General features: G+C 38.1%; 16 protein-coding genes. 13 read left to right on the top strand and 3 right to left on the bottom strand.

Annotation, left to right across the window (positions count from 1 at the left end):
• Positions 1-211 precede the first annotated feature (211 nt).
• The 3 genes from C1631_RS07120 to pruA form a co-directional block, all read right to left on the bottom strand.
• The gene (locus tag C1631_RS07120; RefSeq protein WP_109711361.1) at positions 212-421 is read right to left on the bottom strand and encodes a hypothetical protein; all 210 of its coding nucleotides are present in this window, start codon (positions 419-421) and stop codon (positions 212-214) included.
• Between the two features lie 358 nt (positions 422-779).
• Positions 780-1,001 (bottom strand): cytochrome C551, encoded by a 222-nt coding sequence (locus tag C1631_RS07115; protein ID WP_109711359.1) that lies wholly within the window; start codon positions 999-1,001, stop codon positions 780-782.
• A 333-nt stretch (positions 1,002-1,334) separates the two neighbouring features.
• Positions 1,335-2,960: an L-glutamate gamma-semialdehyde dehydrogenase gene (gene pruA, locus C1631_RS07110; RefSeq protein WP_109711357.1), complete on the bottom strand. Its 1,626-nt coding sequence runs from the start codon at positions 2,958-2,960 to the stop codon at positions 1,335-1,337.
• A 406-nt stretch (positions 2,961-3,366) separates the two neighbouring features.
• On the opposite strand from pruA, the gene C1631_RS07105 reads away from it, so the two are divergent.
• From C1631_RS07105 to C1631_RS07045, 13 genes are all read left to right on the top strand, one after another.
• On the top strand, positions 3,367-3,732 hold the full coding sequence (locus C1631_RS07105; RefSeq protein ID WP_103249068.1) for a hypothetical protein: 366 nt from the start codon (positions 3,367-3,369) through the stop codon (positions 3,730-3,732).
• 153 nt (positions 3,733-3,885) lie between these two features.
• Positions 3,886-4,188, top strand: coding sequence for an urease subunit gamma (gene ureA / locus C1631_RS07100; protein WP_047387758.1), 303 nt, complete (start codon positions 3,886-3,888; stop codon positions 4,186-4,188).
• A 12-nt stretch (positions 4,189-4,200) separates the two neighbouring features.
• Complete coding sequence (gene ureB, locus C1631_RS07095) at positions 4,201-4,569, top strand: urease subunit beta (RefSeq protein ID WP_103249067.1); 369 nt, start codon at positions 4,201-4,203, stop codon at positions 4,567-4,569.
• Between the two features lies 1 nt (position 4,570).
• Positions 4,571-6,292 carry an urease subunit alpha gene (ureC, locus tag C1631_RS07090; RefSeq protein WP_109711354.1) on the top strand — a complete coding sequence of 574 codons (1,722 nt, stop codon included), beginning with the start codon at positions 4,571-4,573 and terminating at the stop codon, positions 6,290-6,292.
• Between the two features lie 112 nt (positions 6,293-6,404).
• On the top strand, positions 6,405-6,704 hold the full coding sequence (locus tag C1631_RS24345; protein ID WP_228441078.1) for a hypothetical protein: 300 nt from the start codon (positions 6,405-6,407) through the stop codon (positions 6,702-6,704).
• Positions 6,694-7,056 (top strand): hypothetical protein, encoded by a 363-nt coding sequence (locus C1631_RS24340; RefSeq protein ID WP_228441076.1) that lies wholly within the window; start codon positions 6,694-6,696, stop codon positions 7,054-7,056. Before C1631_RS24345 ends, C1631_RS24340 begins: the two co-directional genes overlap by 11 nt.
• A complete protein-coding gene (gene ureE / locus C1631_RS07080) occupies positions 7,046-7,555 on the top strand; it encodes an urease accessory protein UreE (protein ID WP_109711352.1) in 510 nt (169 codons plus the stop codon). Before C1631_RS24340 ends, ureE begins: the two co-directional genes overlap by 11 nt.
• A 1-nt stretch (position 7,556) precedes the next feature.
• Positions 7,557-8,246 carry an urease accessory protein UreF gene (locus tag C1631_RS07075; protein ID WP_109711497.1) on the top strand — a complete coding sequence of 230 codons (690 nt, stop codon included), beginning with the start codon at positions 7,557-7,559 and terminating at the stop codon, positions 8,244-8,246.
• Between the two features lie 136 nt (positions 8,247-8,382).
• The gene (gene ureG / locus C1631_RS07070; RefSeq protein WP_109711350.1) at positions 8,383-9,021 is read left to right on the top strand and encodes an urease accessory protein UreG; all 639 of its coding nucleotides are present in this window, start codon (positions 8,383-8,385) and stop codon (positions 9,019-9,021) included.
• Positions 9,022-9,807, top strand: coding sequence for an urease accessory protein UreD (locus C1631_RS07065; protein ID WP_103249053.1), 786 nt, complete (start codon positions 9,022-9,024; stop codon positions 9,805-9,807).
• A 168-nt stretch (positions 9,808-9,975) separates the two neighbouring features.
• Complete coding sequence (locus tag C1631_RS07060) at positions 9,976-10,677, top strand: hypothetical protein (protein ID WP_109711348.1); 702 nt, start codon at positions 9,976-9,978, stop codon at positions 10,675-10,677.
• Positions 10,678-10,900: 223 nt separating this feature from the next.
• Complete coding sequence (locus C1631_RS07050; RefSeq protein ID WP_109711344.1) at positions 10,901-11,788, top strand: urea transporter; 888 nt, start codon at positions 10,901-10,903, stop codon at positions 11,786-11,788.
• A 108-nt stretch (positions 11,789-11,896) separates the two neighbouring features.
• A complete protein-coding gene (locus C1631_RS07045) occupies positions 11,897-14,143 on the top strand; it encodes a TonB-dependent receptor (protein ID WP_109711342.1) in 2,247 nt (748 codons plus the stop codon).
• Positions 14,144-14,287 lie beyond the last annotated feature (144 nt).

The raw sequence follows: 14,287 nt of genomic DNA, 5'->3' as shown, positions 1-14,287 counted from the left end.
ACTAAGCAGCAAATCAAACCATGAAACTTTACATATGGAACACGTGAATATCTCGTTACCATGAGATCGTTGCGGTTCCTCTTTTATCTGTCGAAAAAATATTCCGGTAAGGAATATACACCACAATATAATCGGGGTTGATTGCCCGGTTTTTTTTCAGTCAAGTTTTTTTAAGTGCAAATCCGCGGATGTTCTGCGGATTTGTGGTTTTTTATTTCGTTTTTGTACTGTCGGTTTTTGTTTTGGAAGTATCCGGAGCTACCGGAGCCGGCTCGGAATGGGCTACCGCAGAATCTCCCATTCTGTTTCTTAAAGAATCCTTATTGTGGGCGTCCTTAAATTCTTCTCTTTTTTCCTTATTTTGAGCACAACTTCCCAAAAAAAGGAGTCCCAGAATTGCTCCTGTCCATAATTTTTTCATAATAGCACTTTTTAATGTTTGGCGTTAATCAAATATAATCATTTTCTAAAAGATAAAAGATAAAAGATAAAAGATAAAAGATAAAAGATAAAAGATAAAAGATAAAAGATAAAAGATAAAAGATAAAAGATAAAAGATCTTGCCGTTAAGCAACTATGATGCATTCGGATATCAAGATTAATAGGTTAGGCTTTAGCCCAGCCATTCAATAAATAAAAAATAAATTCCATTGGCTTTAGCCAGAACCTTAAAGTCTTTCATCTAATAATTAAAGCACTTATCCTTTCTCTTTTCATCAAAAAAAATCTGCAGCGCTTTCATCTGCAGATTTTCCATTTTAAATTGAACGTATATAATACTATTTGACAGGAGGCACCACCGCTGAATCATTTTTCATCTTGATATTATCAGGATTCGTCATCTTTGTGCTCATCGTATCGGTTGTAGCAGGTGTTGCACTTTTTTGCATACTATCCACCTTTGCCGAATCACGCGCACTTGTTGACATCGTCGATTCTTTGGTTCCACAGCTCACTGCAAATATTCCTATTCCAATGACTGTTAGCAATAACTTTTTCATAACTAATTTATTTAGGGGTGTGCTAGTAAAAAATCAATAATTATTCCTTATTTGGTTTATAAATGATAAAGTATTAGTAAATTTTGTTAAAAAATGTTAGGTAATAAGGAATGGGAGGGATCGAGAATATAAGGGCGCTGCAGGGAAATCTGGTTCTTTTTCGACTGTAAATTACTTTTAGATTTTCAGTAGTAAACCACAAAAGACAGAGATAAGATCCGGAAAACAACATTTCATAGTATAATATAAAAAAGCCCCGAAACCGAAATTTCGAGGCTGTATTGAAAGAACAGGAAGGCAAGAATACTCATTACCTACTGCTCATGCTTATTATTACCCTAGGTATGGATATTTATAGTTTTTTGGAGAAACAAAAGTTTCTTTTACGCTTCTTACAGATGTCCATCTAAGAAGATTCATTTTTGAACCTGCTTTGTCATTAGTTCCTGAAGCTCTACCACCACCGAAAGGCTGTTGTCCTACGACAGCACCTGTTGGCTTGTCATTGATGTAGAAATTTCCTGATGCATTTTCCAAAGCTTTGTAGGCTTCAGCAATTGCATAACGATCCTGAGAAAATACAGAACCTGTTAATGAATATGGAGAAGAAGAATCAACTAATTTCAGAGTTTCTTTCCAGTCCTGATCTTCATAAACAAATACAGATAAGATTGGGCCGAAGATCTCTTCTACCATACTTTCGTACTGAGGGTTTGTCGTTTCGATTACTGTTGGGTGTACAAACCATCCTTTAGCATCATCATATTTACCACCGATTGCTACCGTAGCTTCACCTGAAGCATTAGCTCTGTCGATGTATCCTTTACATTTTTCGAAAGAATTTTTATCAATTACTGCGTTGACAAAGTTAGATGTATCTTCCGGAGAACCAATTTTAATAGTGCTCATTTGAGCTTCCATTACTTTTTTCACGTCAGCCCAAAGAGACTTAGGTACGTAAGCTCTTGAAGCCGCAGAACATTTCTGTCCCTGGTATTCGAAAGCTCCTCTTACTAAAGCTGTCGCTACAGCCTCTACATTAGCAGAAGGGTGAGCAATTACGAAATCTTTACCACCTGTTTCTCCAACGATTCTTGGGTAAGTTCTGTAGTTGTGGATATTATCACCGATCATTTTCCACATTCCCTGGAATACTTTGGTAGAACCTGTGAAGTGAAGTCCTGCAAAATCTCTGTGTGCAAGTACTTTCTCAGCAGTTTCTTTACCATCTGTAAAGATCATGTTGATAACCCCTGCAGGAAGACCCGCTTCAATCAATACATCCATGATTACTTTTGCAGAATAAACCTGCTTGTCAGAAGGTTTCCAAACCACTACGTTTCCTAACATAGCCATACACGTAGGAAGATTTCCTGAAATAGCTGTAAAGTTGAATGGAGTTACTGCAAAACAGAATCCTTCTAAAGGTCTGTATTCAACACGGTTCCAGATTCCGTTGTCAGAAACCGGCTGTTCAGCATACATTTCTGTCATGAACTCTACGTTGAATCTTAAGAAGTCGATGAACTCACAAGCAGAATCAATTTCAGCCTGGTGTACGTTTTTAGACTGTCCGATCATTGTAGCTGCATTGATTACATCTCTGTAAGGACCAGCCAAAAGGTCAGCTGCCTTTAAGAAAATAGCCGCACGTTGTTCCCAACCTAGTTCATTCCATGCTTCTTTAGCCGCTAATGCCGCATTGATAGCGTCATCCACATGCTGCATACCACCTTGGTAATAAAATCCGAAGTCGTGAGTATGATCCTGAGGAGATTGAAGTTGTACTTTATTGTCAGTTTTTACTTCCTTTCCGTTGATGATCATTGGAATTTCTACCTTTTCAGCCCACATTTTCTTGTAGGTATCGATAAGACTTTTAACTTCCGGAGATCCCGGTTCGTATGAATTTACCGGTTCATTTACCGCTAATGGTACTTGCGAAATTGCTTTTGACATATTACGTTGTATTATTTTTTTTATTAAAAGTATGTTGTATACAAATTTACGATAATTATAAGGAAAGAAAAAATACTATAGTTTTTTGTCAAATAAACGTAAATATTGAATAATAGATCGTGTGAATTGTTTTTTTTATAAGAAAAAGTAAAGAAAACAGATCTATTTTTTGAATTTGTTCAAGTATAGTGAAATAAACTTTGTATTCTCATAATTATAAGAATTAAAACTATAAAATATTTGTCATAGTACATAAGCCGTGATTAGGTATTGTAAATAAAGGATTTGTAGCGAAATGTTAAAAATATGTAAAATTGCGTTTGTTGCGATTTTGAACATTTTAAATATTTTTTTTGATAGCCCATCCATACATATTGTTATACTTTTACACCATTATTTACAGGGTATGAAAAAAAGAGTTATATTTTTCTCTTTTGTATTGTTTTTTTTAACTTTATGTGTAGGTCATTTTACATATAAGGCAAAAACTCAACCCTATTCTGATCTTTTATCAAAAATACATCTTCTTCAACAAAAATCGGATGAACAAAGCCAGCCTGAAATCTATAGTTTTTCGGATACTCAGGATGTTCAGGACTCTGATGACTGGGAGAAAGTGAAATATGATTATTCCATACTTTCACAGCAATGGTTACACTATTTCTTTGCAAAGTATACTTTTAATACTCCGGTTGCGGCCGTTCAAAACCGTATTTATATTACGGCACCAAGATACATTCTGTATCATTCTCTGCAGATAGCGGGCTGCTAATCTATTTTAAAACTTTAGTGCTCTCTCGTGATTTGTATGATGTAAATATAAATCTATAGGAGTCATTCCCTTTTTACACTTTTAAAACATTTCTATTTGCCTTTTCAGAAAGGTGAACAGGATCGTGTTTGTCCAATTTTAAACAATAATATTATGCACTTAACCCCAAGAGAAACAGAGAAGCTCATGCTATTTCTGGCAGGCGAACTCGCTCTCAAAAGAAAGGCCAGAGGCCTTAAATTAAACTATCCGGAATCTATCGCATTAATTAGTCATTTTTTGCTTGAAGGCGCAAGAGATGGAAAAAAAGTAGCTGAACTGATGCAGGAAGGAGCAAATCTTTTGACAAAGGATGATGTAATGCCCGGTGTGTCAGAAATGATCCACGATGTTCAGATTGAAGCTACATTTCCTGATGGAACAAAGCTGGTAACCGTACACAACCCAATCCGTTAATCCTTATTGATTATGATACCAGGAGAAATTTTTGTAAAAGAAGGCATTATTATCTGCAATGAGGGCAGAGAAACGGTCAAAATCAAAGTAACCAACACAGGAGACCGTCCTATTCAGGTAGGTTCTCACTTTCACTTTTTCGAGGTCAACAAAGCGATGAGTTTTGATCGTGAAACAGCTTTCGGAAAGAGACTGAACATTGTAGCAAGTACTGCAGTACGTTTCGAACCGGGAGAAGAAAAAGAAGTGGAATTGGTAGAAATAGGAGGAACCAAAAAAGCAATGGGCTTCAATAATCTGGTTGACGGACAGATAGATTCTGAAGATCAGAAAAAAATAAGCCTTGCAAAAGTTCAGGAGTTAAACTTTAAAAATCAGTAAGATGAGCCTACACGTAGATAGAAAACAATACGCCAATATATTAGGTCCTACAGCCGGAGATAAAATCAGACTGGGTGATACTGAAATTATTATTGAAATTGAAAAAGATTTCACTCATTACGGAGATGAAGCTGTTTTCGGAGGAGGAAAAACCGTACGTGATGGTATGGGACAGAATGTGACTGCTAAAAGAGATGAAGGCGTTCTTGATCTTTGTATTACAGGTGCTGTGATTATTGATCACTGGGGAATTGTAAAAGGAGATATCGGGATCAAAGACGGTAAGATTGTAGGAATAGGAAAAGCAGGTAACCCTGATACCATGGACGGTGTTACTCCTAATATGATCATTGGTGCTTCCACAGAAGTACATGGTGGGAAAGGATATATCGTAACTGCCGGAGGAATTGATACACACATCCACTATATCTGTCCCCAACAAATCGAAACTTCTCTATACAGTGGTATTACGACAATGATTGGTGGTGGAACAGGTCCAAATGACGGAACAAATGCGACAACGGTGACTCCTGGTAAATTTAATATGCAGAAAATGCTTGAAGCTGCAGAAGAATATCCTATGAACCTTGGTTTCTTCGGAAAAGGAAACTGTTCAGCAGAAGAACCTATTGAAGAACAGGTGGAAGCCGGAGCTTTAGGAGTAAAAATCCATGAAGACTGGGGAGCAACTCCTGCAACCATTGATGCTGCACTGAAAGTAGCCGATAAATATGACGTTCAGGTAGCCATCCATACTGATACATTGAATGAAGGAGGATTTCTTGAAGATACCATGAGAGCGATCAATGGAAGAGTAATCCACACTTTCCACACGGAAGGAGCAGGAGGAGGCCACGCACCGGATATCATCAAAGCAGCGATGTATCCAAACGTATTACCGGCTTCTACAAATCCTACCCGTCCTTATACAGTCAATACAATCGACGAGCACTTAGATATGCTGATGGTCTGTCATCACTTAAGCAAAAATATTCCTGAAGATGTAGCATTTGCAGATTCACGTATTCGTCCTGAAACGATTGCAGCAGAAGATATTCTTCACGATATGGGAGTTTTCAGTATCATGAGTTCTGATTCTCAGGCAATGGGAAGGCCGGGTGAAGTGATCACAAGAACCTGGCAGACAGCAAGCAAAATGAAAGAGCAGAGAGGTGATTTGACTGAAGATAAAGACAGCGGGAACGATAATTACCGTGCCAAAAGATATGTAGCAAAATATACGATCAACCCTGCCATTGCACATGGTATTTCAGAATATGTAGGATCTGTTGAAGAAGGGAAATTAGCGGATTTGGTAATCTGGAAACCTGCTTTATTCGGGGTAAAACCTGAAATGATCGTCAAAGGAGGATTTGTAATCGCTGCTAAAATGGGAGATCCGAACGCTTCTATTCCAACGCCACAACCGATTATCTACAGAAATATGTTTGGAGCCCACGGAAAAGCCAGGTATGGTATCTGTGCCAACTTTGTTTCTCAGATCTCTATTGATAACGGAACGATCGCTTCTTATGGTTTGGAAAAAATGATCCTTCCGGTGAAAAATTGTAGAAATATTGGTAAAAAAGATCTTATTCATAATGATAAGACTCCTTTAATTGAAGTGAATCCTGAAAATTATAAAGTAACGGTAGATGGTGAATACATCACTTGCGAACCGGCAGAAACACTTCCTTTAACACAGTTGTATTACTTGTTCTAAAATAAATCTTATCCGTAAAACCTAACAGGTTTCAAAAACCTGTTAGGTTTATTCAACAACAAAAAAGATTGATCCTATAGAATTTAAAACCAATTATAGAACTACGTTCAGAATGAAATATTTAAATAAAACAGTTTTTTCTCTTGCTGTAGCCGGAATGTCATTACTGTCCTGTAATGTAAGTGCTCAATTTTTAGGAGGACACAGGCTTAAAAGCGATGAAGACGGACCAAAAGGACAGTTTATGGTATACGGTTCTTTGGATTATTCTAAAATCACTACCCCGTCAAGCAGTAGCAGCACCGTTTCAAGCGCGCCACTGGGAGTAGGATACTTCATCAACAATAATGATCTTATCGGGGGTCAATTATGCCTACTCACAAAATACCATAGACCACCATGTGGTATATAAACAAAACGAAGCAGGAATATGGTACAGCCCATCAGTGATGCTTGGAAAATACTTCGTATTAATCGGACAGGTGGATGCTCACTATGTTTGGGGGCAGCAGCAGTCTACAACAGCTGATGCAATGCAGAATTTTAACGGATTCCGCCTCCGGGCTTATCCTTTAATAGGAATTTTACTTGGTGGAGGTTGGGCTTTGAAATTCAAATTTGCGGAACTTTCAATGCTTCAGACTAAAACGAAGGGGGAAGGCTGGACCAAAAGTTATGTAGCCGGACTCAGTGGTTCAACATTTGGAGTGGGCATTTCTAAAAACTTAGACTTCAGAAAAAAATCAGCTAAAAATGATTATTAATCAAACCATAGGCAATCTCACCATAAATCCTACGTCGAAAATCATAGATTATCTTGATCTGGAATGGTTTGAAACGACAAAAAGAATCCAACGAAAAAGAACCAGAAGCGGAGCAGATGTTGCCATCAAATTTTTAAAAGAAGGACAACGTTTGCGTGAAGGAGATATTCTTTTTGAGGATGCAGAAAAAGTAATAGCCATCAATGTTTTGGAAACAGAGGCTATTGTAATGGTACCGGGTTCTCTGCTTGAAATGGGAACAGTATGTTACGAAATCGGAAATAAACATATTCCGCTTTTTATTCAGGAGGATAAAGTACTACTTCCTTTCGAAATGCCCATGTTCAGATGGCTGGAAGCCAGTGGTTTCAAACCTGAAAAACAATCCGTCAAACTGCTCAACCTTCTTAAATCGAATGTGGAGCCTCATGGTCATGGAAGTCTGGGATCTACAATTTTCACAAAAATCTTAAAAATGGCCGCTCCAAAAGATGAATAATATGAATATCAATTTTTTATCAGGTCTGCTTCATCTTGCAGATCCTACACTTCCCATCGGAGGCTATACCCATTCCAACGGACTTGAAACGTATGTACAGGAAAGAATCGTTCACAATGTCGAAACCGCGAAAGAATTTGTGCAGAACATGCTGCAATACAATCTTAAGTTCAATGACGGAGCTTTTGTAAAACTGGCGTACAGAGCAGCCGAAAAAGAAGATTTACAGGCTTTAATTAATCTGGATAATGAATGTAACGCGATTAAATGTCCGAAAGAAATCCGCCAGGCCAGTCAGAAATTAGGATTAAGGTTGATTAAAATATTCAAAAGAAGAGAAAGTTTTCCGTTTATGGAGGCTTTTGAAAAGGCTATTCAGAATAAAGAAGCCAACTCCCATTATTGTATTGTATTTGGAGTCTATGCTTACTTAATGAAAATTCCTTTGTACGAAGCTCTTTTGGGATTCTATTATACCTCAGTTGCCGGAATGATCACCAATGCTGTGAAACTTGTACCACTGGGACAACTGGACGGACAAGATATTTTATTCTCTTTGTATCCGGTAATGGAAAAAACAGTCTGGGAAACAATGGAGCTGGACAGAGATATGGTAGGACTTTGCAATACAGCTTTTGATATCAGGTGTATGCAGCACGAAAGACTGTATTCCAGACTTTATATGTCTTAAAAAAAGATACAAAAGCGTAAAGAAGGCAAATATCCTTTGCTGAGTGTAACGCCCTTGCGATCTCAAATATTCGCAATCATCAAAAATCTTAACGCACCTGGCGTTAAAAAAACAAACAAAGTAAAATTTAAAAAAAATGGAAAATCGAAAATATATAAAAGTAGGAGTGGCAGGACCGGTAGGGTCAGGAAAAACTGCATTACTGGAACGTTTAAGCAGAAAATTATTCGGGACTTATGACCTTGGAGTAATCACCAATGATATCTATACCAAAGAAGATGCTGAATTTATGGCTAAAAACAGTCTTCTTCCCCATGATAGAATTATTGGGGTAGAAACTGGAGGATGTCCTCACACGGCTATTCGTGAAGACGCAAGTATGAATCTGGAGGCGGTCGATGAGCTGGCAGCACGTTTTCCTGATATTGAATTGGTTCTTATTGAAAGTGGAGGTGACAACCTTTCAGCGACTTTTAGTCCGGACCTTGCGGATGTTACTATTTTCATTATTGACGTTGCGGAAGGAGAAAAAATTCCTAGAAAAGGAGGGCCCGGTATTACAAGATCAGACTTGTTGATCATCAATAAAATTGACCTTGCCCCGCATGTAGGAGCAAGCCTTGAAGTCATGGAAAATGACGCCAGAAGAATGAGAAAAGGAAGTCCTTTCGTTTTCACAAACCTTAAAACGGATGAAGGACTGGATAAGGTAATCGGGTGGATTAAAAAATATGCACTTCTTGAAGAAATTGAAGAACCGAACCTGGTAAGATAGATGGATAGTCGCTTAAATATTATTGCAGGATTCAAGGGAGGGGAGTCATATGTGAAAGATCTTTATGTCTCACTTCCTTTCAGGGTTGTTTCTGTGGGGCAAAGAAAAACTGACAAAAAGCTCTATCAAATGGTGATGAGCTCCTCTCCGGGAATTCTGGATGGAGACCATTATCATCTGGATGTGGTGGTCGAAAAAGGAGCATCGCTTCAGTTGCAGTCACAGTCGTATCAAAGGTTGTTTAACATGAAAGGTAAAGCACTTCAGGAGTTGAATGTAAGGATGGATGATGAAACCTCTTTTGCTTACGTTCCGCATCCCATCGTTCCTCATGAAGATTCCAATTTTAAGAGTAAATCCAATATTCATATTGGGAAAAACAGCCAGATTATCATTAGTGAGATTATTACCTGTGGAAGAAAGCACTATGGAGAGGTTTTTAAATTAAAACGTTTTCAGAATCTTATGGAAATCTACCACAAAAATAAGTTGGTGGTGAAAGATAATGTAGTTATTCAGCCTGATATGATCCCGATCAGTAGTATTGGAAATCTTGAGCAATATACCCACCAGGGAACTTTGATCTTCTACAGCACAAAGGAAAATGTAGACAAACACAGATTGATCGAAGAGATTGTTGACGCAGCAGCTCAATATGAAGAAATGGAAGTAGGAGTTTCTGCTATGGAAGACACCGGATTTGTAGTGAGAGCTTTGGGGCATGGTGGAGAAATGATGTATAATTTTTTCCTGTATGTTCAGGAAATCCTTTGGTCATTGGAGTAAAAAGAGAAGTTATAGCGAGAGCCTTGTCAAGGCTGGCATCAGCATAATTTCCAAAATCAACGGAGCATCTATTCAATAAAATCAGGCTTTAGCCCGAGTAAATAAAAAATCTCCCTCTGGCTTAGCCAAAACGTAATAAAGAATCTGAAACAACAGAATTAATAGAAAATGGACAGTACAGTTTGGGCACTTCTCTTAAGTGCCGTTTCAATAAGTTTTATACATACAGCCTCCGGGCCTGATCATTACCTTCCATTCATTGTAATTTCGAAATCCAAGAAATGGAGTGGTATGAAAACAGCAGTTTTAACAATTATCTGTGGTTTTGGACACGTTTTTAGCTCTCTGGTCTTAGGTTTTATCGGAGTATTTCTGGGGTGGCAGCTGAATAAAATTTCATGGTTTCAGGATATCAGAGGGAATTTCTCGGGTTGGGCATTGTTGATCTTTGGAGGTGTCTATCTGGTGTATGGTCTGATGCAGGCCATCAGAAATAAACCGCATAAGCATTTCGATGTGATGGGGGATGATGTATACGTTTACGAGCATAATCACAGTGAAGTGGTTATGCCTCAGAAAAGAATAAAAGTGACCCCGCTTGTTCTTTTTATGATCTTCGTCATGGGACCTAGTGAACCATTGATTCCTCTATTATTTTACTCCGGAGTAAAACACTCAATGTCTGAAATTGCAGTTTTGGTGACTTCATTTACTGTCACTACCGTATTGACCATGCTTGGAATGGTTCTTTTGGGGCGCTATGGTTATTCAACATTATTCAATACTGAAAAACTGGAAAGGTATATGGGAGTGGTAAGCGGTGCTGTGGTGACAGTTTGCGGAATCGGGATGGTCTTTCTGGGATGGTAAACGAGGTTCGGGGTTCGGGGTTCGGTATTCGAGTGGGAGAGTTGAAGAAAAAATTGAAACTGAATGATGAATTTTTCCATCTCGTATCTTTTTATCTTAATCTAATCCTCGTACCTCGAACCCCGAAACTGGCATCTAGTATCTCAACAAAAAATAATCAGCAACGAAAAACAAGCAACAACCCTCTAAAATCACTCTACATTATTAATAAATTAAAAAAACTATGGACGAATTTTTCAAAAAGCTCCCTTTTTTAGACAGCGTTTTAAAAGGAATCGGTCAAATCATGCTTCAGGAAAACCGATGGACCGGGTTGTTATTTCTTATAGGAATCTTCATGGGAAGCTGGCAGTGTGGTGTTGCCGTATTACTTTCAACGGCAGCCGGAACTTTTACTGGGATGAAGTTAAAATATGACAAATCAGAAATCAATGCCGGATTGTACGGTTTCAGTGCAGCATTGGTAGGAGTCGCATTGGCCTTTTTATTTGAAACAACGGCCTTGATTTGGATACTCATTATATTGGGGGGTGCATTGGCATCTGTTATTCAGCATTTCTTTATCCAAAAGAAGATTCCGGTATTTACCTTTCCTTTCATAATTATTACCTGGGTGCTGGTATTTGCTTTACATCATTTTACCCATATTCCGCCCTCTGAGATGTTGAGTGCTGAGGTAATCCCATCAAAATATGATGATTTTCTTACCTGTACCAAAGGTTTTGGGGAAGTAATCTTTCAAGGCGGTATACTTTCAGGAATGATCTTCTTTCTGGCGGTTTTTATCAGCTCACCCATTGCTGCTTTGTATGGATTAGCAGCTTCTATTTTGGGAGCGGGACTATCACAGTTAAATGGCGAGCCTATAAAAGAAATCCATATGGGATTATTCGGATTCAATGCGGTACTTTCAGCGATTGTATTTTCCGGGGTTAAAAAAACAGATGGTCTATGGGTGCTTATTGCTGTTCTTTTAACTATTGTTATTGATGATCTTCTTATTGATAATCACTGTCTGGATGCGGTTGGCGGAGTATTTACTTTTCCATTTGTAGCAGGAACCTGGATCACCCTTTTTATTCAGAAAATATTTATTAAACCAAAAGCGTAGTGTTTGAGCATAAGAGAGTTTAAGGATGAAAAAGTAGGCAATTTTACTTTCATCAACCCTTGAAGATTTGTTATCTCTTACCTACTTTCTAATTTAACATAACAAAAAATGAAAATAACTAAAATAGCAGCTGTTTTTCTTGTCATGGCATTCAGTGGAAAAATGATGGCGCAGGAAGCAGAAAGACAATTGTCAATTAAAGATGCAGAAGACAAATTCCCCATTGCAGATGCATTAGTAAAATATGACCACGGGAACAGCCATACGCACACGGGAACCGATGGTACATTTGTCATTCCTGTAAAATTACTTCCTGATACATTGGTGATCACCCGTCAGGGATATGATGAGGTAAAATGGGTCGTTACCGGTGATAATGATAAAAACAAAGTTGTTTTTTTACAGCATAAACCTTTTCAGATTTCTGAAGTTGCAATCAATCACAGTTCGTTTTTATCAGCCATTACCAAAGTTGATCTGAATAAATTTCCGGTAAATTCAGCCCAGGATCTATTGAGAAAAGTTCCGGGATTATTTATTGCACAGCATGCAGGTGGTGGAAAGGCGGAACAGCTTTTTTTAAGAGGATTTGATGCCGATCATGGTACTGATGTAAGTGTAAATGTCGATGGGATGCCTGTGAATATTGTTTCTCATGCCCATGGACAGGGATATTCTGATCTTCACTTTGTGATCCCTGAAACTGTCAATAATATTGACTTCGGAAAAGGAGCCTATTATATGGATCGGGGGGATTTTAATACCGCAGGATATGTTGATTTTCAGACCTACAACGGATTAAAAAACAGCATGATCAAACTGGAGGGAGGTTCGTTCAATTCCAAAAGAGTATTGGGGATGTTTAATATTCTTCATGATGATCAGGGGAGAAAAAATGCCTATATCGCTGCAGAATATAACTACACGGATGGTCCTTTTGATGTCAAACAGAATTTCAACAGAGTCAATATTTTCGGAAAATACAATCAATGGCTGACGGACAATGACTATTTCAATATCCAGTTCTCAACATTCAATTCTTCATGGAATGCTTCGGGACAAATTCCTGAGCGTGCAGTGGATGAAGGGATCATTGGCAGATGGGGAAGTATAGATCCTACAGAGGGAGGGAAAACTTCCAGAACAAACCTTCAGATGAATTTCAAGCATATTATTTCGCCTTCTGAACAGATCGATGCAATGGCTTTTTACTCCAGATATAACTTTAACCTGTATTCAGATTTTACTTTTAATCTGAAAGATAAGGATCATGGTGACGAAATCCAGCAGACCGACGGAAGAAATATTTACGGAGCAGAAGTAAAATATACCAAAACCTTCTCTCTTGCCAACAGTTCATTCAACTGGACTTCAGGAATTGGATTGAGAAATGACGATATTAATACGTTGCAGCTTAACCATGTTTACCATAGAGATTTACTACTCGACAGAATGTCTGATGTTACAGGAACTGAAACCAATCTTCATGCCTATACGGGGTTAGTATGGAAGACAGGGAAATGGACGATTAACCCTGCCTTGAGAGTTGATCATTTTATCTTCAATATGCATAATCTGCTGGATGCTGAACAACTACCTTCCGGACAATCAAAAGAGGCTACGAGATTAAGCCCCAAACTAAACTTTTCCTATGCTCAAAGTGATAATGTGATGTGGTTCCTGAAAACAGGAATGGGTTTTCATTCCAATGATCTGAGAGTTGTGGTTCCTAATAAAAATGAAAATACTCTTCCGTATTCTATCGGTGCAGATTTCGGAGTAAGGCTACACCCGTTCAAATCATTGATTATTACCCCGGCAGTTTGGTTTATGAATCTGCAGCAAGAGTTTGTATATGTGGGTGATGATGCAGTAGTTGAACCGTCAGGAAAATCAAGACGTTTCGGGGCAGATTTGGGAGTTCGTTTCCAACCATTGGAAAACTTTTATCTGAACGCGGATATCAACTATTCTCATGCCAGATTTGTTGAGGAAGAAAAAGGACATGATTATGTTCCACTCGCACCTGTGGTAACAAGTACAGGCTCCGTAAACTGGGATTTCCTTAATGGATTCTCGATGGGACTTCAATATCGTTATCTGGGGTCAAGACCTGCCGTGGAGGATAATAGTATCAAAACAAAAGCTTATTTTGTTAACGATTTTATGCTTTCATATAACCGTCAGAAATGGGGAGCCAATATTCAGTTGAATAATCTTTTTAATGTAAAATGGAATGAAGCTCAGTTTGCTACAGAAACTCAGTTGAAAGGAGAAGCAGAACCTATTACAGATCTTACATATACTCCGGGAAGCCCTTTTGGAGTAAGAGTAGGAGTGTATTATAAGTTCTAAATTTGATTGAAATAGCGAGAGCTTGTTTGGAGAAAGATAAAAGGAACATACTATCAATTTTCAAATGAGCTCATTATCAAATTTTCAAATTCTTTGATTCTACCTTATAAATTATATATAACTTTAAATAATCATTAGACCGGA

It is taken from the genome of Chryseobacterium phosphatilyticum (assembly GCF_002899825.2).
GTDB classification, from domain to species: domain Bacteria; phylum Bacteroidota; class Bacteroidia; order Flavobacteriales; family Weeksellaceae; genus Chryseobacterium; species Chryseobacterium phosphatilyticum.
Note: the sequence above shows the minus strand (reverse complement) of the source record. Positions and strands in the feature narration are given on the sequence as shown.